Origin of the sequence: Pseudovibrio sp. W64, from assembly GCF_001623145.1 — a bacterium.
Lineage (GTDB): Bacteria > Pseudomonadota > Alphaproteobacteria > Rhizobiales > Stappiaceae > Pseudovibrio.
The window spans coordinates 15,501-39,920 of sequence record NZ_LMCI01000006.1 but is presented as its reverse complement, the minus strand read 5'-3'; the positions used below and the strand labels follow the sequence as shown (position 1 = coordinate 39,920).

Sequence of the window (24,420 nt, the reverse complement as noted above, 5' to 3'; positions counted from 1 at the left end):
CGATCTCAATCAGTTTGCAGCAGCGCCAACTTCCATGTCCCAGCGTGCCAGCAGGTTTCTGCGGCGGTCACTGCTTCCGTATTCCGCGAAATCGTAGTCGATGAGACGTACGTTCTCGAGCTTGGGAGCAGCTTCTGGCTGGGTAGAACCCTTGTTGGATGGAATCTGGTAGGAACCAGTTTCCGCCATCAGGTTCTGTGCTTCTGGGGTTAGCACCCAATCGTAGAACACTTTTGCAGTGTCTGGGTTTGGCGCACCGTCAATGAGAGACATTGAACCGATTTCGTAACCGGTGCCTTCACATGGAGCGACAACCTCAATTGGGAAGCCTGCTTCAGCCTGTTTCACTGCATCGTGCATGAACACGATACCGAGACCTGCTTCACCGCGGGCCGCTGCCTTAACAGGAGCGGAACCGGACTTGGTGTACTGCGATACGTTCTTGCCCATAGCCAACAGGTATTCGAAGGCTTCTTCTTCACCCATCAACTGAACGAGAGTAGCAAGTGCGGTGTATGCGGTGCCTGAAGAGTTTGGATCTGCAATAGAGATTTCGCCCTTCAACGCAGGATTTAGCAGGTCAGACCAGCATTTAGGACCTTCGATGCCCTTTTCCGCGAGGATCTCTTTGTTGTAGCCCCAGCCTAGTGCGCCAGAGTACACACCTACTGTGCGGTAGCCAGAAGTTTCAGCCTGAGCAACAGCCCATGGCAGAAGTTCTTCCAGCATTGGCGATTTGTAAGCGACAGAGAGCTGATCGTTTGCTGCCTGCAGATGCGGATCTCCGGTTCCACCCCACCATACGTCCGTCTGCGGGTTGCGAGCTTCTGCACGGATCTTTGCATAAGCTTCGCCTGAAGAAAGACGGATCATGCTGACGTCAGCACCCGACTTTTCTTCAAACTTTGCTGCGAGCTTTTCGCACAGAGCGTTGTCAGCGGAGCAGATGACATTGAGTTCATCTGCAGACGCCGCGCTTGCACCAGCACCCACAATGAGGGTTGCACCCAACAAAGCTGTCTTAATGGATTTCATGTTTACTCCTCCCAAACACGTTGTGTACACGTGTACATAATATAGTCGGCTAAATTTTTGCAATGTCAACTTTATTCCAAGAAAGACTAATTTATTTTCTGGATATTTCCTGATATGCAGATGCAAACGTGTACAATAATCAGCGAAATTTGATGTCGGAAAAAGTGTCTTCAAGAAAGCAGCAGGTCAGGGCTGAGGACGTCGCGCGCCACGCTGGCGTGTCCCGTGTTTCTGTCTCCAGAACCTTTACTCCGGGGGCCAGTGTTTCTGACGCGACGCGCGCTAAAGTATTGAAATCCGCAGAAATACTAGGGTACCGCGTCAACCGCCTTGCGAGCAGTCTCAACCGCTCTGAAAGTGGTATCGTGGCGCTTGTTGCTGCTGAGATTGATACGCCGCACCGCGCTGCGATGATCGCTGAACTCTCCGAAAGGCTACAGGCTGCTGGTAAGGTAACAATGCTTATCAACACCAGTGGATATGAGGAGCGTGTGAAGGATGCACTGCTGCAGGCCATCAGTTTTCGCACAGAAGCCGCGATTATTTTGTCCGGTGCGCCCGATCCTTCCTTAGCCGACACATGTTTTAGCAATGGCATGAAGCTGGTCTTGATCAATCGTGAGGAAGATTTCCCGGGTTCTCTTCAGATTGGGCCGGATAACCGGGCTGCTGGCAAGACCGCGCTGAAGGCTCTTTTGCGTGCAGGATGTAAGCGAATCGCCGTTGCAAACTCTGCAAATGCGACCTGGAGCATTGTGGAACGACAGAAGGGTTTCCTTGCCGCCGCTGAAGACGCCGGGGTTGATGTTCTGTGTGAGGTGGATGGTTTCACATCCTATCAGGCAGGTCTGGAGCTGGGAACGGCACTGCTTGATCGTGAAGACCGTCCGGATGGCATCTTCTGTACCACAGACCTGATTGCGTGCGGTGTCATTGATGCTGCGCGTCAGCGATTTGGCTTGCGTACACCAGATGATCTTTCAGTGATTGGGTTTGACAATATTCAGCAGGCAGAATGGGAAGGATATGACCTGACCACCTTTGCGCAGCCGACGGATCAGATCATCGACAAGTGTCTTGAATGGTGCACCACGGAGCAGCCGTCCAGTGAAACGGTGAAGTTGCCCGCCAAGTTTGTGTGGCGTAACAGCGTGCAAAAAGCGCGTGTGCCGATGAAGTAGCAGAATATCAGGCTTGAGGAACGAGCCTGACCTGCTCATAGGCCTCATAGAATTCTGCAAACATCTCCTGGATGCCTCGTATGGGAACACCAAGGCTGTCGCGCTTGCTGAAGTCAAAGCGCGTTGGCGGTTCCGGGTCTTTGCCAAGTGGGGTCGGGAGCGCTTCTAGCGGCACGTACTCGGCAATCTCCTGGTAAATCCGGCGCCAAGTCCAACTGCCGCTCACAGCAAAGTAGCGTCCGGAGGCCTCTGACTGCTCTAAAGCGGCCAATGACATCCTTGCAAGATCCTGCGGGGAGGTGAGGGACATGGAGCCTGCTGGAACTGTGCTGTGCCAGCCTGTTTTGCCGTGCCGTAGTTTTGCAAGAAAGCTGAGAACGTGACCTTTCAAATGCGAAGGCAGGAGAGGGGCGCCGACCATCATACTTGGCAAGAAAGTGCAAAGCTTCATGCCATGTTGCTCGGTGAACTCTTCTGCCGCTGCTTCCATTACAGTCTTTTGTGCCTGCGCATATTTCCTCTGCTGAATCTGCATCTCGGCATCAGAAATGTCCTTGTCCTCCTGCTTTTCAAAGGAGGGTGTGGCTGGTTCTGCGGAGGCTGTGCTGGAACAGAGAATTGCTGTTTTAACACCTTGCCGATGTGCAGCTTTCAGGATGTTCAGAGAGGCTTGTTCTGCAGGTTGGATGATCTCTTTCAAGCCGCGCTCACGACCCAACTCCGCAGCGGGCGTCCCGTCTACACCGTGTTTGGTTGTTGGAATGCAGGCGATGAACACAGCCTTCGCTTGTGTCATTGGCGCATCGAACCTTTCAGAGTTGGATGTATCTGCTGAAAACAGGTGCAGCCTTTCCGCCGCGCCGGGCAAACGCATCAGGCCACTGACTTTATCAAGCTGGGAAATGTCGCGCATGGTGCCGTTGACACGGTAACCGCGGGCGAGGGCTTCTTTGACCATGTAAGCCCCTGCCAGCCCGCTGGCTCCTGCAACGCAAATGGTTTTGATTTCAGTACCCCTCATCAATCCCTCCAGTTCCAGCAGCCTGATGGCTCATCTGAATGGAACCATGCCAGCAGTACATTCTCATTGCACATCGGAAGTTCTGAGGCAGGTCCTCAGAAAATCTGAGAGGTTGTCCTCAGCAAACCTGAGGAGAGCATTTCAAAGAAACAATTGGAATGTGGGGCATGATTTGAGGTCATCTGGCGACCAGAAAAAGACACCGCGCGATGAGCGGGCCAAGGTGCAGTCAACAACCTCCCCTAGGGTTCCGTCGCTCATCCAAAGGCGCCAATCGCGCGGCACCTCCATCATCTTGAAATGGATTTTACAGAGAGGATTTTTCCATGGTCACCAACGACACTCCCGACAAAGCCCGCATTCTGATTGGGGCGAGTGCATCTCTGGATGCGACTCTGCTGCCCAACTATCTGCGCGAGATCAAGAATTCGATTGATTGCACTCTCACCGCCATGTTCACACCCAATGCCATCAACTTTGTGAACATGGACAGCATCGCGCTGTTCGTGGACCGGGTGATCTGCGGAGATGATCCGAAAGACTGGTCTACCGACAAACCGGGACGCATCGCAGCCGAGCACGATATTCTCGCTGTGATGCCAGCAACGGCGAATACGCTGTCTGGTGTTGCCAATGGATCTTCACTCAACCGACTGACCACCGTCATTCTGGCAGCTGAGTTTCCGGTGATCTTCTTCCCAGTCATGGGCGGACCCATGTGGAAGAAAGCCTCTGTCAGACGCAATGTGGCGCAGATCCGCGAGGATGGTTACGAGGTGTGTGATCCGGTGTGGCGTGAGAATTTTGACCCGCATATGGGCAAGATCCACGGTCACCAGTCCTTGCCAGACCCTGAGGTTGTGGTGGAGCAGATCAAGAAGCATCTGCCTCAATATCAGGTTCGCAGAGAGCTTGAGCTGAGCTAATTTAAGCAGGTTTCCCGACCAACAAAAAGCCCGCCGCTCAAAAGAACGGCGGGCTTTCTCGTGATCCTGAAACAATCAGGATGCGGAGGAAACCGGTGCTTCAATTGGTTTGAAGACCTTGGTCTGAACCCAAAGCGCGACATACATGCCCAGGCCAAATGAGAAGTGCGTCATGAGGCTTTTCAGGCGAGCGAAGTCCGGGTTCGGCCTGTTGGAGGCCATGACACCAGCGCCAAGAGATGGCTGCATAACGAAGAATGGGAACACGATCATCACAACACCAAACAAGATCGCAAGGATCAGGGATGGTTTTTGCAGCTGACGATTTCCAAAAATCATGACGAAGGCTGCAACGAAGATGATCCCGACCAGATAATGCACCGTCCAGCCAATGGCCGCTTCTCCTGCGATAGGTGCAGCGCGGCGGATGCTTTCGTGCGTGAATTGTCCGTCCAGCATATGACCCAGCCAGCGGCCAACCACTGAGAAATTGCTCTGCGGAATGCCAAAGAGGCTATCTGCTGCGATGGCCCAGATATCCATGAAGAGCGTTGCGCCAATGCCAACAAAGAGAATGCGGAGTGCTAAACCAGTTCGATTTTCCATAGTACCTGTTCCTTTAGATCTGCGGGTGCTTTGCCGGAAGTGGCGCTTGCAAGTGCTCCCTTTTCTGAGGTGATAAAAAAAGCAGGCCGCGAGGGGATTGGAGTGCGGCCTGCAAGTGCAAGCTAAGTCAGGAGGAGCTGACCTAGCGGCTGCCTGCACATTTCTTGATGTCGCTGATTTGCTTCAGAGGCTGCAAAGAGGTCTCTGCTACGTAAGAGCCGATCTGGTAGCCCAACATGTCGCCAACAGCGTTGGAACGGCGGTAATGAACGCCGCCGAGGACGCGGGATTCTGACTCTTCCTCGGCAAACTGCTGGAAGCTGACATAGTCTTTGGAAAGACCACCCTTGCCGTTGAAGGTGAAGGCCATTTTGCCGTCACCAAAGACGGATTCCATGATCTCCTGAGCCGCGCTGCCGCTGGTGCAATGCTGACATGGATATTCAGGATGCATTGGTGCTGGCACCAGAGAGCTCCACTCCATATCGGTTTTAAGGGTTGGGTGCTTATAGGTCTTGCCCAGAGCTTCCATTGCTGTTTGCGGACGCCACAACGCGTACTCATATTTTGCGTTGAAACCAGCAACCAATGCGTCTGTCAGGGCAAGGTTGAGAAGCGCCAGTGTGCGGGCTTCTTCCAGCATGGACAGATCACAGGACGCGCTGCTTTTGCGGGCGATCTGGTTCCATGCACCGGAGCCGGAGCCAGCATGAAGCTTGGCGATGAAGACGTTGTCCTCATTAGTCTGCGTTTCTTTGCCGCCCAACTTTACGACTTCACTCAGACCACGCTGATACTGCATGCTCTCCAGCGCTGGAGGTGGCGGCACACGGAAATGCGTTGCAGAGGACAGAACAAATGGTTTCATCTCACGAATTTTCGGCGCAACCATCTGGCGTTTAGACGTTGGCTGATACACACCCGCTTCTGCTGGACCCGGCGTGTAATCTACCGAGAAGTTAGCGTTGTCTGATGCGCGCGCTGCCAGAATTTGTTCCGCAACAGCCTGGCCCAGAGCAATGCCGGACTGGGGGCTCTTCAGGCTTGCAAGGCGCTCCTTTGCTGCAATTTCCAACTCCGCTTTACGCTCTGGCATAAGGGTCGACAGAACGTGTAGGGCGGCCTGAGTGACGGCTGCTTGCGCAGATGCATCCGGGTTGGTTGAGCCAGTGTAGGCGTAAGGAGCGTAGGTGCCGTCAACTGCGTTCGCGGCATCAAACATTGCAGTATGCAAAATTGTCAGGGCGCGCTGGCGTTTGGCACCTGGCCATTTTTCAGCGTTGAAAAGGCCCATGGCGGTGTCTTGCCAGTCAGCAGCCAATTCTGCTTTGGCGGCTCCACCAGTAATCACGAGCGCCAGAGCGCCGCTGTAAGCAATTGTCTTCAACCAAGTAAATCGGGTCGTCATACTAAAACCTCGCAATTTGAAAACGGCTATAGCTAGGGATGGAAATTCGCTTTGCACAAATCGAAAGAATGGAAGGCGGGCCTCAGAATTTGTGTGGGCCCGCCTGAAGGTGCTTAAAGAAATCCGAGCAGGTACCACCACAGCATGTCGATTGGGACAAGCAGGAACAGGCTGATCGCAAACAGCGTCAGACACAGTTTGATCACTGCTTTTGGTGGCAGGTTTCCAACCTGAATGGCGGCGACCAGTGGCGGCGCCTGAAACGGCAGAAACACATTGGAAAACGCCATAACCTGTGTCATCAAAACAGTCTGCAAGGGCAGGCCAGTGGCATCTGCCAGATCCCCGGCAACCGGTGTCATCACAGCTGGCACACCCGGCAGGTTTGTCGCCATGGCAACCAGTGTCGACAGGCCAGTGAGGACGGACAGGTTCCAGATTGGTGTGTCCTCGGCAAAACCGGCTTTGCCGCCAACAGCCTGAACCAAAGCCTCACCCAGTCCGGCAACTGAGATAACTGCCCCCAACCCCATGATGCCCGCAACGAACATCAGGGAGCCATAGCTCAGGTCCTGATTAATACAGGTTTTGGAGGTCAGCTTGGCATTGGGCCAGAAGCAGGCGAGAGCCGCCGCAAGGCCAACCCATGCCGGGCCAATTGGATGCAGGCTGTCCGTCAGCCAGAAGATGAGGCACAGGGCCAGAATGATCATCAGGCGTCGTTCAGGAGCACTAACTGGTGGTACATCCTCTGTGGTCTCATGCGCGTCCTGCGGAAGCTTGTCCGGGAACAGGACCAGCGTCAGACCGATAAGGATGAGTGATTTCAGGATGCCCAGAACCGGGAAGTTCAGACGCAAGTAATCCCAATAGGAAATACTGAGGTCATAGAGACTCTCGCTCATCCCCGCGAGGATCATGTTGGGGGCGTTGGCAGGCAAAATGGTGAATGCTGGAGCGAAGGTCGCAAAGGCCGCTGCACACAGCATACCTGTGCGCCCGTTGGAGCCGGGTTTGAAACCGATCTGTGCAGCAAGGGCGGAGATCACCGGTAGCAAAATCATGATGCGGCCAATGGAAGAGGGCACCACAAACGCCAGCGCCACACTGAAGGCAACAATGCTGGAGACCAACCCGGCATAGCTGTTGAGCGGCAAACGCATCAACAAAACGGCAGCGCGTTTGTCCAGCTTGGTGTGCTTGATGGAGGCGCCAAGCACAAGGCCTGCAAACAGCAGCCAGAAGGTTGACGTCTGGAAGCCGGAGAACACCACGTCCGGCGGGGCAATTCCTATCACGATGGCAACGAAGAAGAAGGCGAGCGCGGTCCAGTATTCCGGCACCACACCTGTTGCCCACAAGCCGAGGCAACCAACGGACAGGACCGCAGCAACGGCCATGCCAGCAGGCAGATAAGCTGAAGCCAAAAGGCCCGCGATTGTGGCAGCAATAGCCACTCCAAGAAACTGCCAGGTCTGTTTGGTGTTAAAGGAGGACTTTATTTTTTCGGGTGTGGGACTGAGCCCGGAGGCCGGAGCTGTGTCGTGCTGGGTGTGATCTGTCATAGCGACCTGTGATTCTGATTTTGAAAAATGAGGTGCCAGAACTATGATTTTTGCGCTTGCCAATAATCCAATCGATTTATCAGAGGCATAGCCTCAGCATTTTCGAATATGCTTATCAATGCGCCCTCAGGAAAGCTGAGGTAGCCTATCTGATAAATCGAATTTACTCGGATATCGTCTCCAAGTATCGATCTGTTGTTAAGGTAGGCTTTGGCTTTGGAGACGTTAAGTGTTTAATTTTGCAACCTATTACGGCTTCAGAAATGAATAATCTGCAGGAAACCACGGTGTCTTCAGGCATCATCATGAACCCGATTGGCTTTGTGCGCTCAGGCTTCTCAGAAACGCGCGAATGCCCGAAATCCAGTCGTCGCAACCCTGCCCAGAGCCAACTGGAAATTGCCTCTCCTTATGCGGATGCGCTTTTGAACATCACGATGGCCTCTCATCTTTGGGTGATGTACTGGCTGCACCACTCTGACGGAACCGCGCTTGTTAGGCGCGCCCGTGGAGAGGAAGCAGCACGTGGTGTTTTTGCCAGCCGTTCACCCAACCGGCCGAACCCGATTGGTTTGAGCTCGGTTGAATTAATCAAACGGGACGGCAACGTTTTGACAGTGAGTGGATTGGATTGCATCGATGGCACGCCAATTCTGGATATCAAACCCTATGTCCCTATAGAAGACCACCAGCCAACTGCGCAAATTGCGTGGCAGCCATGATCCGGAACCTGAGGATGCGCATGTTGCCGTGCGTCCCGCTCAGAAAGTCTGAGACATGCACATCTTTCACCAACCCCTTGTGCGCGCTGTAATTGCAGCTGTCGCGGCTCTGCTGCTGACAATAGCTGCGGGGATTTCTGGTCCCATAAACCAGCTTGTTATAACCGATGCCCGCGGAGACCGCGGGATGTTGGCGCCTTATGTTCATGGCAGAAACGGCATTGGTTACCTCTACACCACATACGTTTTTGATAGCCTGTTGAGCCAGTCGAAAGACGGCGAACTGGTCCCTGCACTGGCGCGGCGCTGGACTGTTTCCAAGGATGGCTTGACCTGTGATCTGTATTTGGATCTGCGTGCGTCCTGGCATGATGGGCAGCAGGTCACAGCGGCGGATGCTGCTTTTACTTTCAGCTACATGAAGGAACATCCGTACGTCTTTGTTTCCGTCGAGAATGTGAGAGAAGCCGAGGTTATCTCTCCTGATCACCTCAAGATCTTTCTCAAAAAGCCAGATGCAGGATTGCTGAACGGGCTCCTGCTTTCCATGCCAGTCCTGCCAAAACATGTCTATCAGGATGTGGTTGAACCACAGCGTTTTGCAGAACCGGATGCTGTTATTGGCAGCGGACCTTACCGCCTTGTTGAGTACAGCAAGGCACAAGGGCGCTATGTGCTGGAAGGCAATGCAGACTATTATCTGGGCAAGCCGAAATTCAAACGCATTGCGATTGTGAAAATGGCGACAGATGCGGCGTTGCGGGCGGCTCATGCTGGGGAGATCGACGTGATTTCCTATCTGCCTCCGGACCGTTTGGAACAGGCCGAAGCGATAGGTATGAACGTTGCCAAGGCGTTTAGCCACCATTCCCTGCGCCTTGGGTTCAACCATAACGGACGCTTCAACGATAAAGCGCTTCGCCACGCGATTGCCTATGCGATTGACCGGCCTGCCATCATCGAAACTGTTTTCCAAAAAACGGCGGATGTTGCAGATACCGGGTTCATTCAGGAGGAGTCGCCCTGGCATTCTGAAGACAAACATCCTGAGTATTCCTTTAATCCTCGGCAGGCCACTGATCTGCTGCTCTCCAAAGGGTGGGACCGAGAAGAAGATGGGCTGTGGTATCGTGATGGGGAGCGGGTTGTTTTACGCCTTCTTGCCAGCAGGCGTGAAAGCAAAACAGCGAAAGTCCTTGCAGAACAACTGGAAACCTTTGGCATAGAGCTGGAGGTTCGCATTTTAGAGCGAGCCGCGCTTCAGGACACTCTGGCTGAGGGCAATTATGATCTGGCCCTCTATGCCTCCGGTACTCTTGGCGATCCGAATGGAATCATGCGCCGGGTCTTTGGACGTAAATGGGCTAACGATGGCTATCAGGGTGAGCATCTGCAGTCGCTGGTGATTGCACAGTCTGTTGCAACCAATAAGACGGAGAGGCAGAAAATTCTGGGCGAATTTCAGAAGGCCTATTCTGAGGAACTACCAGCCTATGCCATCGCAAATCCTCACATGGTGACGGCTTACAACGATAAACTTTCATCCCTCCAGTTTATGCCAGGGGGAGTGGCGATAGGCGTCCCTTCAGCACTGCATAAATCCTATCTGGTTGATTGATCAGCTGGACACCCATTGTCAGCCGCCTCCGGGTGGCTGGCACGAGACAACCAAAAACAGGCAGGCCGTTCTTGTGGTACCTCCGATTATTTTAAACATGCTGTCTGGCCTTGGCGTTCGCCTCCTGGTGTTTGCACTGCTGGTTTTGCTGGTGTTCTTTTTACCGCGAATGCTTCCAGGGGATCCTGTTGAGGTGTTTCTTGCCTCTGATCTTTCGCGCAACCTCACTGGTGCAGAGAGTGCTGAACTCCGCGCTCAGTTCGGCCTGGCGGGGGATTGGCCGCAGCAGCTTGGCGTTTACCTTTGGGACCTTGTCAGGGGGGATCTGGGGTACTCGGTTCCGCATGCTGCCCCTGTCTCGGAACTGCTCAAAGCATCTATTCCCTGGACCTTGCTTTTGATCACCTGCGCTGCGCCGATTTTTCTTCTGGCAGGGGCTGCTGGTGGCATTGAAGCTGGCAAGGCGCCTGGGGCTTTCTTTGACAGGATTGCAACTGGTGTCGTGACAGTTGTCGCCAGCATTCCGCCATTCACCTCAGCCGTGCTGTTGCTGCTTGCTTTTGGCATTGTGTGGCCCGTGTTGCCCTCCGGTGGATCTGAGCCTTTGTTTCCCAGCAGCAATCCGATACAGCGGGATTTTGATATCGCCCGTCACGCAGTGTTGCCCGTGCTGGCACTGTCCTTGCACGAAATCTCCCGGTTTTATTTTTTGGCACGGGGAGAGGCGATCACGCTGTCTCAGCGGCCTTTCATTCTCAATGCCTGCGGGCGTGGCATCAAAGGCTGGCGCTTGCGCACGGCTTATTACGGGAGAAGCCTGTTTCCGGTTTTTCTGGCACGAATGAGTGACGCGCTGACTGGCTTGTTTGGTGCTGTCCTGTTCGTTGAGATTGTCTTCTCTTATCCCGGAACAGGGCACTTGATTTATAACGCTATTTTGGATCGTGACTACGTTTTGTTGCAGGGTGCGGTTATCGTTATGGCTGGTTTGGTTCTGCTGCTGAACTGGGTCATTGATGCTGTCGCAACAAGCCTGGCGCGTAGAGGGTGATCTCATGCTTGGTTATTGGTCACCTATCACACAAAGTGCCGGTTTCATTTCACGGGGAGCGATTGCTGCCTCGGCTGTGCTGGTTATGGCAGGCTTCGCGCTGTCAGAAAGTTTGCCTCATTACAAAACCAGCCCTGATGTTTTGCAGGCCCCGAGCATGGCGCACTGGCTTGGCACCAATGGGATTGGGCAGGATGTTTTTGTCGGCCTTGTAAGAGCTGCTCCAATCACGGTGTTTCTTGCTCTCATCACAGCTACTGCGGCGCTGGTGCTGGCTTTGGCTGCGTCCAGTCTGGCTGCGTTTGGCGGGCCGCGCATACGCAGTGCGGTCTTGCGACTGGTGGACGTGCTGCAGGTGATCCCGTCCATCCTGTTGCTGCTGTTGTTGGCGGCCTGGATACAACCCGGTTTCCTTGGGCTTGTCGTGCTTTTGTCGCTGACTGGCTGGCATGAGGATGTGCGCGTTGCCCTGCCGATTTTGCTGCGGGAGCTGACCCGCGAGAACGTGCATTTTGCGCGGCGGATGGGGGCCAGTCGTAGATACTGTCTGCGCCACCACATCCTACCCGCGATCTGGCCCGCAATCGTTGGTTTGTTTTTGCAAAATGTACGGCAGGCAGCCCTCAAAACTGCCGGTTTCGGGTTTTTAGGACTGACTGATCCAAGGCTGCTGACCTGGGGCAGTATGATACAGGATTCAATGGACTATCTTTATACGGATGCATGGCTCTGGCTCTTGCTTCCGCCAGCGGGTGCGCTTTCACTGTTTCTCGTTGGCATTTTGATTATTGGTGAAGGCTACATGTCAAACGGCAGCCTCAACGGAAGGGAACATCATGATCCGCGTTGAGCAGCTTAATCTTTACTACGGTCGACAGCCCTTGCTTGAAGATGTCTCTTTTGAGATCCACAAAGGGCAAACTCTGGCGGTCATCGGAGAACCCGGCGGTGGCAAGACGAGCCTCGCCCGCTCTCTCATGGGTCTCATTCAAGGGCGCCGGTTGGCAGAAGATGAACAGCCCTTAGCCTCCAGTTATTTCAGCTGGAATGGAGAGGCCTGGCTGGGAGACATGAATGTCCTGCGCTCGTCACGCGCACAATTGCAAGGCATGCGGGGATGTTCTGCAGGTCTGATCGTGCAAGCGCTGTCGGATGCATTAAACCCTCATTTGACCGTCCTGCAACATGTGCAGGAGATGCTGCAGGCACATGGGCTTTATGAGCGGGATGCACTTGAGGAATGTGCCAGAGGGAATATTCCAGAGCGTCTTTTACATCGTTATCCCTCAGCTCTGAGCGGCGGCGAAATTCAGCGTGTTCTGACGGTGCTTGCTCTGGCGAACTCGCCTGAGTTTTTGATCATGGACGAGCCGACCGCCGCGTTGGACAGTTTCAATCGGGAAATCGCCATTCGCTCGTTTCAGGCTGGGAGTGAGGACCGCTGCCAGATGCTGATCACGCACGATATTGAACTGGCACGCCGTCTGGCAAGCCATGTGGCTGTGCTGCGCAAAGGCAGATTGACTGAGATCGGGACAGCTGAAGAGGTGCTCGACAGACCACGCAGCATCTACACCCAGCAATTGCTGAAACTGAGGCGAAACGCGCATAACTCAGCCCCGATCCTGGCAAGTGGAGAAGGGGGGTATCCGGAGTTGGAGGCACGTAGTGGTCATGGATTGACCCTTGATAAACTGCATCACAGCTTTGATGGAAGAGCCTTGCTCTCCAACGTTTCAGCATTCGTGCCGGCAGGCCGGTGTCTTGCGATTTTGGGGGGAAGTGGGAGCGGAAAAACCACGCTTGCGCGGTTGTTGAGCGGTTATGAAACTGTGCAGGACGGCTTTGTTTATTGGCAGAACGAGGAAGGGCGCGCCAAGTCCGTGGTGGCGTTGATACCACAGCACCCGCACCGCGCCATGGCCTGTCATTTTACGGTCTATGAGGTCCTGAAAGAAGCGCTGATGCTGTCTGGTGGAGATCAGTCTGAACTCACGCGGTTGCTGGAGCGGGTTGGGTTGCCGACGGATTCAGACTTCCTGCGCCGCAAAACCAGAAAGCTCTCTGGCGGTGAAGCGCAGCGATTGGTGATTGCGCGGGCGTTGGCGACCCGACCTCAGTGTCTGGTGGCTGATGAACCCACCTCAGCGCTGGACATGCAGGCGCGCAGTCAGGTGCTGGAAATCCTGCGCAGTGTGATGCGCAACAAGAAGATGGCTCTGGTGCTTTTCACCCACGATCACGCCGCCGCCCGCTCGCTGGCAGACAAGGTCTGTCATTTGGAGCAGGGCGAACTCATCTGCACCCAAGCGCCGGAAACGAACGCTGCAAGCTGAAAAGAAGACCAGCACGTTTTGGCAACGTGCTGGTTTGCTTAGGCTGGGGCTGCTGCAGCAGACCGTATCGAGCGCACGCGGTCTGAGAGCCAGTCCAGGTCCGGGTCTGCGATGCCCAACTCTGTCAGGTGGTCTGCTGTGTTCCAGAGGTAGTCACAGTTCGGGCCGCGTTCGCCAGCAGCTGTCGCGATGATCTGAGCTTGTTCTTCGGCGTTAAACTGGCCGTATTGCTCATGCTCGCGGTTGACCACATAGGTGAGCGCCTCAACCTCGCGGCCATCCTGCAGTTTAAGTGTGGTGATGATTTCTCTATACGCGGGATTGAACAGCTCTCGTTTGCGTAAGTCTTCCAGCACCTTCTCTTGCCCATCACGGGGAATGCCCAAAGCCACACCGCTGCAATAAGCATCGGGTGCTGCATCCAACGCCAGAACCAGGCCGTGTTTTTCAAATGTGCCGCGGTAGCGCAGGGAGCACAGGCAGAACCGGCGTTTCCAGCCATCAAGACGGGCGGGCACTTGCTCAACAGGTTCAAAGCCGGGGTGCCAGATGAGTGAGCCGTAGCCGAAGACCCAGAGAATATCTTTCATTTCTTTTCCCTTTTCAGGAGACCATTGAAAAGCACAAAGGGCACCGTGAAAGGCGCCCTTCGTGACCAAATCTCAGCTGATCAATCCATAATCAATTGATAGGATGCCACGAGACTGGTGTAAGGCGGCAGGAACACTGATTTCGGTTCCCCGTTCAGCAACACCGTGTCTTTTGCATCAAAATGCAGATGGATTGGTAGCGGCCCAAGCCAGTTGTTGGAGATCTTGCCAATGCGGTTGCCGCGGACAATCTTGTCCATTGGCTTCACCTGCAGAGTGGCCATGTCTAAATGCACATAACGATACAACGTGCCGGTGGCGCTCTGGATGGTCACACCAAAACGACCTACATGGGCAACAATGCCGTCTTCTGCTGCAACGGCCCAGTGCTTGCTGGCTTCACATGATGCCGGGCGAATGTCTTGCCCCTGATGGCCGCCTGACGCGCAAACTGGCAGATCGGCCCTGCGGAACTCGCAAAAGTTATCGCGCCATGGGTAGGAATAGTTCACCGGATCACACTCGGACCCGCCATCAGCCTTGAAGCCACCCGGTGCATAAGCGTGAGAGTTGGCATAGGCTGGGCCGGATTCCACCGGAAACCGCATGTTTGGGAAAAAGATGGCATGGCTTGCAACACCCTTGCCGGTGTCTGCAATCAGGTCACCCGGCTGCATAAAGCGGGAGGCGTCTTCTGCCTGTGCGGAGAAGCCGAAGGTCAGGGCTAGACAGAGATAGATAAATCGCATCATTGGTTTGCTCCATTCACAACAAGGAGGGTCTGAACGACGCTTTGAAGAAAATCAGGCTTACGGCAGCGCGTGTCTTTGATCGGGTTGTCGCAGGTCAGGCGGATTGTGTAATGCGCCCCGTAGCGGTTCAGATTGTAGTCTGCCCCGTTGCCGATGGATTCATGCGCCGTCGCTTTATGATGCTCGGTGAGATCTTCCGTTCCGGTCAGCACACTGTGAGACCCCAAAATGCTGATCTGTGCGCCTTCCAGAGTGTAAAACGCAGCATAGGATGAGTTCTGGCTTCCGAACTGTGGTATCTCCATCTTCGCATCACTGCCGAAAATCAGGACAGGCAGCTCAATGTAACTGAGCTTGCCAGTTGTAGCGGTGACGAACTTTTCCACGGTGGCTGGGTCCCGCGCGAGTGACCGCTTTGCAGCGATTTTGGCTGCTTGCCAATCGATCTTGGTTGGCACACGCTCAACACCATTCTTTGCCAGAGTGGGAGCGGCGGTTGTTGCTGCCAGAAGAGTGGCCGCTAATGCGACTTTGGCGAATTCCATAAAAGTCTCCTGTAAATGCAAAAGAGTGCAAAGCCCCGGCAATATCGGGGCCTGCATCAAATCATGCTGTTTCAAGCAAGCGTTCTTCGCGCACGGGCGCTGCTTCTTTTGCCGCTTTCGCCTCCAGCCGTTTCATCTGGCTGATGATGTTGCGGCGGTGCATTTCCTCAGTGCCACCCACAGCGCAAAACGCCAGTGCATCGCGCAGGAAGGTCGAAACCTCACCCTGATGATAGCCTTTGGTGCCGTAGAGCTTGAGCAAGTCGATCGCACCACTGGTGATAGCTTCAGCCCCAACCAGCTTGGCAATGGAGCAGGTCATGCCGGCTTCCGGCGCACCGGACAGAAGCTGCTGGAGTGCGCCATAGGCCGTCCACTTGGCGGATTCTGCGGAGATGCGCATGTCGGTTAGCTTCTTCTGCACGTACTGGAACTCAAGCACCGGCACTTCGAAGGTCTGACGCTCCTGAGCGTAGCGCATCGCTTCCTTCAGCATCGGCTCAATCATCCATGCAGAAACCAAACCGTAATACAGCCTGCCGAGGGAGACGAAGGTGATCAGGTTGCGCAGGCCCTTGCCGGGAACGCCAAGCAGATCACCGTAATGCAGCGGGATATTGGTGAACTTCATCGGCCCGGTTGGCAAATCCAGATTGCCGAGCTTCTGGTCGTAGTCGCCAACTTCAAGGCCCTTGGTGCCTGCATCCAGTAAAATGAGCGAGATACCGTCACGCGCATGACCATCCAGCTTGCACACGACAAGCGTGAAATCCGCCACGGGCGCATGGGCAATGTTGTACTTGGCACCATTGAGCATGAACGTCTCATTTGGTCCCGGTGTCAGCACAGAGGAGGTAGAGCGCACATCTGTGCCCGTATCAGGGTCTGCAATCGCAGTGGCGCTGAGCTTCCCTTTCAGGATACGGCCAAGATAATCCTTCTTCTGCGCTTCTGTGCCGAACAGGTTGAGTGCATGAACCATGCCTGCCTGCGCGATGACAGAAAGCAGAATACCCGGCGTACGCACGGAGCATGCAAGACCTTCCAGAGCAGCGGTAAAGTCCCACCAGTCCGTGCCTGCACCGCCGTACTCAACCGGGACGATGATCTTCCAGAGACCGGCTTCTAAAAGCCGGTCCCATGTGTCCTGATCAAATGCTTGCTTGCCAGCGTGAAGCTCTGAGTGGTCAATCTGGCTGCCAATTTGAGCATACTTTGCTCGCAGAGCCTGTTGACGTTCATTCCATTGTAGATCCATCAGAGATCTCCAGATTTCAAAAGTGACGGATCTTAAGCTGGCTGATGATGAGCGGCAGGTTCTTGCAGAGCTGCAACCGCAGTCTTGAACTCATCCGGCACCGGATAGGTTGCCTGCTTTTCGTAATCAAACATCACGTGAGTGGAAGCTGCATTGGCAACCACGCGGCCATCTGCATCACCAAGACGCATTTCATGCTGCATCTCAAAGCTCTTGCCGCCAAACTTTGTCACACGGCTCAACACAACCAGATGGTCGCCGTAAAGAGCCTGAGAAACGTAGTCGCAAGAGGTCTTCACCATGATGTGCGGCAGCTTTTCAGACTTTGGCAGCTTGAGCAGATCATGCATGTATTCCAGATAAGCGGACTGCATGTAATCGTAGTAGATCGGGCTGCTCACATGACCCATTGAATCTGTATCGCGGTAGCGGATATCGATTGGTGTTTCATAAGCTTTCTGTGTCATGAAATTCCCTCCTGTTGGGGTTTTGAAAATCATTGGTGAATGAAGGTTGGGTCTGTGTTGCGGCCTGCAACGGACCATGAATGGTGAAGCCCATAGGCACGGGGCCGTGCTTTGTCAGGACTGTCAGAGAAAACTCGTTGGCGGCGCACAGCGTGGTGATGCAGCCATCAGCCTCGCCTTTGGCGCACACAGCCGCAGCTTGCGCGTTGCTGGTGACGTACTTGCGCTCAATAGAGGCTGGGATCAGCTTTTCCGGTGCCGGATGCGTTGCGCAAAGGGCTGGTGTTTTGCCGGTAGAAGAGGCCAGCACCATGTTGTCGGTGTTCATGATGAACACGTCCATCAGTTTCAGTTGGCCGATGTGCTCGTAAATAATTGAATGAAGATGCGGGTAGGCGACGACACTCAGCAAAACGGACTTGCGGCATTGAGCAACGGCTTCCGCTGCAATTTCCATGGTCGGGTGAAGAAAGACCTCGGCGTTTTTGCAGTGACGCTGTACCCATGTCAGAGCTGCTCTCTCGCAGTTCGTACCAGTCGGCCCCAGAGTGTGAACTTGCCGGACCCAATCAAAGGACAGTGGGGCTGTTCCTTTGGCCAAATAGTCCGAGGCTTCAATATGTGCATCCATAAATTCTCTGATCCTTCACTTGGGAAGAAAGACTGAAAAATGCCGATGCAGGATTTGCGCGAGGCGCTCCCCTGACAAACTGCGTTGGCTTGTCGTTGTTCTTATGCATGGGCAGAGCGGTAGCAGGCGCAGACTCCGATAAATCTCCGTTTGCTCTGCCGGTTTTGAGGTGAAATTTGTTCCTCGCGTCCAGTAATATTTTTTCGTGTGGCCCTATGGAGCCGGAAAGGTTTGCTTTGAACAAGCTGAAAAAACTGATGGCTTCCCTCAGGATAGATGAGGAATGCCTCTACGGAAGTTATCGCTTCTAAATTATTGATAATACAGGAGGTTGCATAAAAAGAAGGCACCGCAAAAAAATGCGATGCCTTCTGAAGGGCTTAGTAATTTGGAGTTGCGCGAAATATAGACAGCGCTAGGCGGCAACAGCTTCACTGAGAGCTTTGCGACCCATGTAATCATGAAGATCCAACATGCGTTCAAACCACAAATTGACAGGGTCACTTGGCGCAAGAATTGGATCTGGGCAGCACACTTTGCACCACTGCAAGGTGCCGAACAGTACATAATCTGCATGCATCGCTCTCTCACCGCCGAACCAATCCTGATTGGTGAGCAGGTCGCGCACAGGGTTCAACTTCTCCGGCAAAGTGCTCAGTTCAGCGTCTCTCCCTGCATAGACCTCTTCGAGAGGTTTTCCGAACCGTTTTTCGCGTGCAGGCCGGAAGTAGGTGCGGTCGGCATCATTCATGATGTTGTACATATCCATCACAGCAATCACCGCCAATGTCGGGTGCAGGACGGTTTTGCAGTAGCTCTCCACAAAGCGGGAAAGCTGAAGACCGCCAGCGCCATCAAACAGGCTGGGTGCGTCCTGATAGGTCTCTTCCAGATACTCGGCGATCTCAAAACTATCGCCTAAAAGCTTGCCTTGGTCGTTGAGCACAGGAACGCTGGTGAAAGATCCGTCTTCAATATTGGAAATGTCGCCAAAGAAAACCGGCTTCAGATCAAAATCGAGGCCCTTGTGCTTCAGGGACATCATAATTTTCCAGACATGCGGGGAGTAATGTTGCCCGGAGGCTCCGCTGAGGCTGTAAAGAAGTCTTTGCATGTGGCTTCTCCCGATGAGAATTAAACAATGGGTTTGCGCTAAAAAATTCCTCAGTATTCCGGATTGTTTTTGTCTTTAACGCCAACTGGGCAGAGCAGCCATCCGCCCAACTGGAAAGCAGGGTGCAGCGACTTCAGCCCATTGCTGAGCTGAAGTCTTGCAAATCTGGTTCTTTTGAAAGTGTCAGGAGGCGATAAGCGCCGCCTCTAGTGTTCGGTCGTCCTGAAACGAAAGGCTCGTGCAATTGTCTGTCGCCAGAATGGAGCGAACCGCTGCAATCACCGGGTCTTCTTTCCGGCAGGACAGGTGCGCAAACAACACGCGGGCTGATTTTTGCACCTGAGAGAGTAAGACGATATCACCCTGGTTCTCTTGTGGGTTTGTTGAGTTGGCATGAACGAGCCCGATACCAACACCGCTGGCAATCAAAGCACGTGTAACCCCCTCATCATCCACATTGATCACCCGCTTGGGCCTGATACCGTGCGTGTCCAGAAGATCCCTTGCCACACGCCCGCAACAGGAGTCGCCACTTGGGTAGATCCACGGCACGCTTTCAAGTGCCTTCCAGTTCACCTCAGCCGCAACGGGCACAAGATCCGCAGGGGCTGCGAGGTAAACGCAGAAATTGGAGATCTCCAAGGTAGACAGTCCGGCGTCATCCTCACCTGTTTCCGTGTAAAATCCGGCGTCGAGGCTGCCATTGCGAATGCCTTCCAGCACCTTCACAGAGGGGCGGTGTTGCAGCTCAACTTCAACCTCGGGGAACTCCTGAGACATAGCCGCAAGCAGATTGCTCACAACGCCTGTGCTGGAGTTGCGGCCAGCGCCGAGGGTCAGGCTACCGGCAAGACTGCCGCGCAAGCGGGATGCTTCTTCCAGAAATTTCTGGTGCCGATCCAGCAATTGATGTGCTTCCGTGAGGAGGCGTTGTCCGTCGGGGGTGACCGCCATTCCACGGGGTGTCCGTTGGAAGAGCGTTAATCCCAATGTTTCTTCCATGTTTTTGATATGCGCACTGACAGCTGGCTGGCTGCGAAAGAGCAATTCTGAAGCTTTGGTTATGCTGCCTTCGCGCGCGACCGTCACGAAGGTTTTGAGTTGATGAATGTCCATCCTTTTCCTTCCAATAAGAAAAGAGTTTCTTGAACGTATTCGGCTCTGAAAAGGACAATAACTATGCTCAGCCGTTGGCTTTGGGCTAGTGTACTGGCACCCGCTAAACGGGTATGCCCTGCTATCACCCTACGATATCTCTGCAGTCAGACCAAGCCTACTTTTGAAGGCCTTTCCTCCCGAGAGATGTATGTCCGGTCATGTTGCCGGGCTGGACGCTGAGCTCCTGATCTCTTTCGTATAGCGAAGTTCGATTCCGCCGCAATAAGTAAATTAATTTGCGGTTTGGATGAATAATTTGATTGCTCATCATCATAAAAGTAGTTTGTTTCCGTAATTTGATTTAGTGATTTTAATTTTGTTGTATTTATTGATGTGAAAATCTGTTTTATGATTATATGGGTTTTATCTATTTAATATGACAATACATAACCAGTAATTATTGTATAGTGCTAAAGTGAATTATTGATAATCACTTAAATGCAGCTCTTTGTTTGCTTGATGGTTTTTTGGGCAGACGGGAGGTCAAGTGACTACTTCCTTGGCACTTTGACGACAATAATGCGGGCAAACTGACAATATGTCGGGAGCATGAGTGTCAGCTTGACTATCTTATCCAGATGGTTTTGGGAGCAAGTTGCTTAGCGGATTTGCATCTTTGTCATCTCGTCACTCAGCCAGTTGATGAAATCCCAAACCGGGGCTGAGGGGATAGATGTTTCTGGCAAGACAAACTGAAAAGCCCGCTGGCAAGGGAGCGTCTCAGCAAACGGTTCAACAAGCGTGCCTGCATTCAATGCATCTATGACATAGAGATCTCTTAGAATGGCAAAGCCACGTCCGGCAATAGCGCTTTGCAGGATTAAGTCCGTGTTGTTGAACGTGAGCTGCTGCACCATCTGGCCGGAAAAGTCAGGCCAACTGGCTTCCAGATACTTCTGCCAGTGGAAGGCCTCGTCTTCATGAATGAAATCAGCTTTGGCAAAGAGCTCAACTGATGCTGAATGCGGTGCCAGACGCTCTCCTGCAATGGTCTCAAGATAGTTTGGTGAGCACACCACACGCATCCGCTCTTGTGGGAGGGGAATAAGCGGCGATGCGCCGAGATCGCCCTCAGGCTTGGGCAGCAAGCGCAGCGCCACATCGAGCTTTTCCTCCGCAAAATCAACGAAGCGATTGGCTGCACTGATCCGGATCGCCACATGAGGATGCGAGGCGGAGAACTGGGCCAGACGTGGTACCAGCATGATGGAGGCGAGAGAGGGCGCAATGCCGATTGTGAGCTGCTTTCGTGCGGTCTGGCTGGCGAGGAGGTATGAGAGGTTCTCTATACCATTGTTGATTGCTGAAACTTCCGAAAGGATATCCTGAACCAGCTCCGTTTGCTCCAGATTGCGCCCGTTCATACGGAACAGTTTGACGTCCCAGCGCTCTTCTAACTGCTTGATATGATAGGATATTGTTGGTTGTGAGACGTTCAGTTCCCGCGCGGCAGCGGAGATGGATTTGTGCCGTGCAACTGCCGCAAGTGCACGTAATTCCTGAAGGGTGGGGACGAAACGTCGGGAGATAGCCATGAATGATGTATAGAGTTTTTCTATACATGGATCAATCAGACTGATTTGTCTTGCTCTGACCCGCACTTATAAACTGCCCAAAACTTTGAGAAATATCCGTCATAATGACGAATTTGGGGGTTAGGATGTTTAAAAATACCGGAAAAGCCATCTTAGGGGCTGCACTATTTGTCTCTGCAAGCGTTGTTGGCATGAGCGCACAGGCGGGAGAGGCTCTGGATGCGATCATGAAGAGCAAGACGTTGCTCGTAGGCTCTAACTCAGATTATCGCCCGAACGCGTTTATGGGAGACGACAACCAGCTGCAGGGCTTTGACATTGACGTTTCCAAAGAGATCGCAAAGCGTCTTGGTGTTGAGGTGCAGTTTGTAACGCCGGGTTGGGAAATCATGACTGCGGGCCGCTGGTCTGGCAGATGGCATATGGTTGTCGGGTCCATGACCCCAACAAAAGCCCGCGCACAGGTGCTGGATTTTCCTGCCGTGTACTACTACACCCCGGCAGCTTTTGCGGTTCACAAAAACTCCAAGGCAACATCGCTTAAGGATCTGGACGGCAAGGTGATCGGCGTTGTGGGCTCGTCCACCTACCACAAGTACCTGGAGCACAAGCTTGAGATTGATGCGGTTGGCGCACCAGCGTTCGAATATGCTGTGACACCGGGTGAAATCAAACTTTACAGCGATATCAACGAGTTTGACGAGCTGTCTCTTGGTGATGGTGTGCGTCTTGACGCATTGGCGCAGTCCGTTCCTGTTATTCAGCAGGCGATGAAGAAAGGCTTGCCGATCAAACAGCTGGGTGATCCGATCTTTTATGAACCGCTGGCGATTGCGATTGATAAAGGCGACAAGGAGCTCAGCGACAAGCTGGCCTCCATTGTTGAGGACATGAAGAGTGACGGCACTTTAACCAAGCTCTCCGTGAAATGGCACGGCGCGGACCTCGTGAGCGTAAAGTAAGATCATGGTCACACTCACCAATGGCGCTTTCAGGCAGGGTCCGGCCCGCCTGAAAGCAGCAGCAACGCTCGGATCACTGGCCTTTGTGATCGCGTTTTATCTCGCGTTCAATCAAGGCGTGATCGGCTCATTCCTTCGCCCTGCGATGAGTGAAGAAACACTTGCCAGCTGGTGGGGGCGTTTTTCTGTATCCATGGTGATTTTCCTGCTGGCGTCAGGGCTGGGGTTTCTCATCCTCAGCCTGTCCCGGCGCGCTCAGCTGATCACTGTGTGGCTTCTGCTTGCTGCAGGTGCTTTCGGGTTCTTCCTGAGCTTTGAGCTGAGTTTTGAGTTTATCGGGCGCAAACTGCCCTTCCTGATAACGACAGGGGCGTTCACCACGCTCTATGTCTCTGCCATTGCGATCACACTGGCCTTCATCTTTGCCTTGCTGGGTGCTACCGCAAAGCTCTCTGGCATTGGGGTGGTTGAGGGTGTTGGGGCATTTTACACCTCGTATTTTCGCGGCGTGCCGTTGCTGGTGCAGCTCTTTTTGATCTATCTCGGCCTGCCGCAGATTGGCTATGTCATTTCGCCCGTTCCAGCAGCAATCATCGCGCTGTCGCTGGTGTATGGGGCGTACATGACCGAGATTTTCCGCTCTGGCATCCAGTCGATTTCGCTAGGGCAATGGGAAGCTGCGGATGCGTTGGGACTGCCGCGTTTGTTGACGTTTCGAAAAGTCATTCTGCCCCAAGCCATGCGGGTTATTGTGCCGCCAACGGGCAACCAGTTCATCGCGATGCTCAAGGATTCCTCGCTGGTTTCGGTTGTCGGCGTCTGGGACATCATGTTCATTGCACGAACGCAGGGACGATCTGACTTCAAGATTCTGGAGATGCTGATCACCGCCTCCATCATCTACTGGGTCATGTCGGTCATGCTGGAATTTGTGCAACAGCGAATTGAGACACATTACGCAAAATCGCTGAAGCGATAATTATTCTTCCATTGATTTTGAGCGCGTAGGTGCGCCGCGAGTTTTCGTGCCCTGAAGGGATACGCTTATGACAAGCAAGACTGGCAAAACCACGCCGCAGAGCGTGGCTGCTGATAAAAGAACCATTGTCGGAATTTTGGCGAATTCCTCAGAAGATGCGGGCCTTGGAACGCAAACCATTGATGATAAATACCTGACAGCCGCATTGCAGGCTGTTGGGGCAATCCCTCTCATCATCCCAACGCTTCTGAAGGACGCAGAACTGGCTCATGTACTGTCGCTAGTGGACGGGCTTATTCTGACAGGCGATGCCTCCAACATTCAGCCTGCGTATTACAACAATGACGGCACCTTTGAGAGCCATGGCCCTTTTGATGACAAGCGCGACACCTCTGCATTTGCGCTGATCCGTGCCGCTTTTGAAAATGACCTGCCACTGCTTGGAATTTGCCGCGGCATGCAGGAAATGAATGTGGCTTTCGGCGGCACAATCCGAAATGACCTTTATGCGAACCATGAGTTTTCGCTGCACCACCCCATCGACTACACGCTGCCACCAAAACAAAGATACGGGGCAGCTCATCAACTCATCCTTGAAGAGGATGGACTGCTGAACTCTATCCTTGGTAAAGGCGACCATCAGGTAAACTCTCTGCACGAACAAGCGGTTGAGATGCTTGGAGACGGGCTGGTGCTTGATGCTCTTTCCGAGGACGGCGTGATTGAAGCCTTTCACCATCCAGACAAAGCGTTCTTCCTTGGCATTCAGTGGCATGCGGAGTTTGAAGCCGTGAGCAATCCCGTTTCCACCCGCATTTTTGCGGCCTTTTCTAAGGCGATGCTGAGCGCAGAAGATGTGAAGGCGTTCCTGTAATTCTTCTCAATTCAAAACGGATTGCAGCTATTTACCTAGGAAAATTCGAACCAATCTCAACTAAGTGTCCTCTGATTATTCAATGG

At 53.5% G+C, this 24,420-nt stretch carries 24 protein-coding genes; 10 read left to right on the top strand and 14 right to left on the bottom strand.

Going from position 1 to position 24,420, the window contains the following annotated elements; translation table 11 throughout:
• Positions 1-9 precede the first annotated feature (9 nt).
• Entirely contained in the window at positions 10-1,035 is a 1,026-nt protein-coding gene (locus tag PsW64_RS03590) for an ABC transporter substrate-binding protein (protein ID WP_063296146.1), read from the bottom strand.
• A 152-nt stretch (positions 1,036-1,187) separates the two neighbouring features.
• Between PsW64_RS03590 and PsW64_RS03585 the strand changes: the two genes are divergently transcribed.
• Complete coding sequence (locus PsW64_RS03585; RefSeq protein ID WP_063302713.1) at positions 1,188-2,216, top strand: LacI family DNA-binding transcriptional regulator; 1,029 nt, start codon at positions 1,188-1,190, stop codon at positions 2,214-2,216.
• Between the two features lie 7 nt (positions 2,217-2,223).
• On the opposite strand, the gene PsW64_RS03580 is transcribed toward PsW64_RS03585, so the two are convergent.
• Positions 2,224-3,237 carry an NAD-dependent epimerase/dehydratase family protein gene (locus PsW64_RS03580; protein ID WP_208980547.1) on the bottom strand — a complete coding sequence of 338 codons (1,014 nt, stop codon included), beginning with the start codon at positions 3,235-3,237 and terminating at the stop codon, positions 2,224-2,226.
• Positions 3,238-3,563: 326 nt separating this feature from the next.
• Between PsW64_RS03580 and PsW64_RS03575 the strand changes: the two genes are divergently transcribed.
• The gene (locus tag PsW64_RS03575) at positions 3,564-4,163 is read left to right on the top strand and encodes a flavoprotein (protein WP_063302712.1); all 600 of its coding nucleotides are present in this window, start codon (positions 3,564-3,566) and stop codon (positions 4,161-4,163) included.
• 75 nt (positions 4,164-4,238) lie between these two features.
• Here PsW64_RS03575 and PsW64_RS03570 read toward each other — a convergent pair whose 3' ends face one another.
• The 3 genes from PsW64_RS03570 to PsW64_RS03560 all read right to left on the bottom strand — a co-directional run bounded on the left by PsW64_RS03570 (position 4,239) and on the right by PsW64_RS03560 (position 7,742).
• Positions 4,239-4,769 (bottom strand): DUF2938 domain-containing protein, encoded by a 531-nt coding sequence (locus tag PsW64_RS03570; protein ID WP_063288017.1) that lies wholly within the window; start codon positions 4,767-4,769, stop codon positions 4,239-4,241.
• 142 nt (positions 4,770-4,911) lie between these two features.
• Complete coding sequence (locus PsW64_RS03565; protein ID WP_063302711.1) at positions 4,912-6,177, bottom strand: vanadium-dependent haloperoxidase; 1,266 nt, start codon at positions 6,175-6,177, stop codon at positions 4,912-4,914.
• A 113-nt stretch (positions 6,178-6,290) separates the two neighbouring features.
• Positions 6,291-7,742, bottom strand: coding sequence for an SLC13 family permease (locus tag PsW64_RS03560; protein WP_063288019.1), 1,452 nt, complete (start codon positions 7,740-7,742; stop codon positions 6,291-6,293).
• 263 nt (positions 7,743-8,005) lie between these two features.
• On the opposite strand from PsW64_RS03560, the gene tsaA reads away from it, so the two are divergent.
• From tsaA to PsW64_RS03535, 5 genes are read left to right on the top strand one after another with little or no spacing between them, the layout of a single operon-like run.
• Positions 8,006-8,464 (top strand): tRNA (N6-threonylcarbamoyladenosine(37)-N6)-methyltransferase TrmO, encoded by a 459-nt coding sequence (tsaA, locus tag PsW64_RS03555; RefSeq protein ID WP_063302710.1) that lies wholly within the window; start codon positions 8,006-8,008, stop codon positions 8,462-8,464.
• 55 nt (positions 8,465-8,519) lie between these two features.
• Positions 8,520-10,082 (top strand): ABC transporter substrate-binding protein, encoded by a 1,563-nt coding sequence (locus PsW64_RS03550; protein WP_063302709.1) that lies wholly within the window; start codon positions 8,520-8,522, stop codon positions 10,080-10,082.
• A complete protein-coding gene (locus tag PsW64_RS03545; RefSeq protein ID WP_244277237.1) occupies positions 10,075-11,133 on the top strand; it encodes an ABC transporter permease in 1,059 nt (352 codons plus the stop codon). Before PsW64_RS03550 ends, PsW64_RS03545 begins: the two co-directional genes overlap by 8 nt.
• On the top strand, positions 11,099-11,983 hold the full coding sequence (locus PsW64_RS03540) for an ABC transporter permease (RefSeq protein ID WP_244277235.1): 885 nt from the start codon (positions 11,099-11,101) through the stop codon (positions 11,981-11,983). The genes PsW64_RS03545 and PsW64_RS03540 overlap by 35 nt, the downstream gene beginning before the upstream one ends.
• A complete protein-coding gene (locus tag PsW64_RS03535; protein WP_057461506.1) occupies positions 11,970-13,469 on the top strand; it encodes an ABC transporter ATP-binding protein in 1,500 nt (499 codons plus the stop codon). Before PsW64_RS03540 ends, PsW64_RS03535 begins: the two co-directional genes overlap by 14 nt.
• Positions 13,470-13,507: 38 nt before the next feature.
• On the opposite strand, the gene PsW64_RS03530 is transcribed toward PsW64_RS03535, so the two are convergent.
• The 9 genes from PsW64_RS03530 to PsW64_RS03490 all read right to left on the bottom strand — a co-directional run bounded on the left by PsW64_RS03530 (position 13,508) and on the right by PsW64_RS03490 (position 21,519).
• Positions 13,508-14,059, bottom strand: a complete 552-nt coding sequence (locus PsW64_RS03530; protein ID WP_057461505.1) for a gamma-glutamylcyclotransferase — start codon at positions 14,057-14,059, stop codon at positions 13,508-13,510.
• Between the two features lie 80 nt (positions 14,060-14,139).
• The gene (locus PsW64_RS03525) at positions 14,140-14,811 is read right to left on the bottom strand and encodes a M23 family metallopeptidase (RefSeq protein WP_063302708.1); all 672 of its coding nucleotides are present in this window, start codon (positions 14,809-14,811) and stop codon (positions 14,140-14,142) included.
• Positions 14,808-15,356, bottom strand: a complete 549-nt coding sequence (locus PsW64_RS03520) for a hypothetical protein (RefSeq protein WP_063302707.1) — start codon at positions 15,354-15,356, stop codon at positions 14,808-14,810. Before PsW64_RS03520 ends, PsW64_RS03525 begins: the two co-directional genes overlap by 4 nt.
• Positions 15,357-15,417: 61 nt before the next feature.
• Positions 15,418-16,614, bottom strand: a complete 1,197-nt coding sequence (locus PsW64_RS03515) for an acyl-CoA dehydrogenase family protein (RefSeq protein WP_063302706.1) — start codon at positions 16,612-16,614, stop codon at positions 15,418-15,420.
• A gap of 32 nt (positions 16,615-16,646) precedes the next feature.
• Complete coding sequence (locus PsW64_RS03510; RefSeq protein ID WP_057461502.1) at positions 16,647-17,081, bottom strand: acyl-CoA thioesterase; 435 nt, start codon at positions 17,079-17,081, stop codon at positions 16,647-16,649.
• Positions 17,062-17,712, bottom strand: a complete 651-nt coding sequence (locus tag PsW64_RS03505; RefSeq protein ID WP_057461501.1) for a prephenate dehydratase — start codon at positions 17,710-17,712, stop codon at positions 17,062-17,064. The genes PsW64_RS03510 and PsW64_RS03505 overlap by 20 nt, the downstream gene beginning before the upstream one ends.
• Before the next feature lie 415 nt (positions 17,713-18,127).
• Positions 18,128-18,826 carry a glutathione S-transferase family protein gene (locus tag PsW64_RS03500; RefSeq protein ID WP_063302705.1) on the bottom strand — a complete coding sequence of 233 codons (699 nt, stop codon included), beginning with the start codon at positions 18,824-18,826 and terminating at the stop codon, positions 18,128-18,130.
• Between the two features lie 183 nt (positions 18,827-19,009).
• Entirely contained in the window at positions 19,010-19,942 is a 933-nt protein-coding gene (locus PsW64_RS03495) for a LysR family transcriptional regulator (RefSeq protein WP_063288028.1), read from the bottom strand.
• A gap of 641 nt (positions 19,943-20,583) precedes the next feature.
• Complete coding sequence (locus PsW64_RS03490) at positions 20,584-21,519, bottom strand: LysR substrate-binding domain-containing protein (protein WP_063302704.1); 936 nt, start codon at positions 21,517-21,519, stop codon at positions 20,584-20,586.
• A gap of 125 nt (positions 21,520-21,644) precedes the next feature.
• Here PsW64_RS03490 and PsW64_RS03485 point away from each other — a divergent pair, with 125 nt between their 5' ends.
• The 3 genes from PsW64_RS03485 (at position 21,645) to PsW64_RS03475 (ending at position 24,334) form a co-directional block, all read left to right on the top strand.
• Positions 21,645-22,481 (top strand): transporter substrate-binding domain-containing protein, encoded by an 837-nt coding sequence (locus tag PsW64_RS03485; RefSeq protein ID WP_063296161.1) that lies wholly within the window; start codon positions 21,645-21,647, stop codon positions 22,479-22,481.
• Between the two features lie 4 nt (positions 22,482-22,485).
• Positions 22,486-23,460: an amino acid ABC transporter permease gene (locus PsW64_RS03480; RefSeq protein WP_057461496.1), complete on the top strand. Its 975-nt coding sequence runs from the start codon at positions 22,486-22,488 to the stop codon at positions 23,458-23,460.
• A 67-nt stretch (positions 23,461-23,527) separates the two neighbouring features.
• Complete coding sequence (locus PsW64_RS03475) at positions 23,528-24,334, top strand: gamma-glutamyl-gamma-aminobutyrate hydrolase family protein (protein ID WP_063302703.1); 807 nt, start codon at positions 23,528-23,530, stop codon at positions 24,332-24,334.
• Positions 24,335-24,420 lie beyond the last annotated feature (86 nt).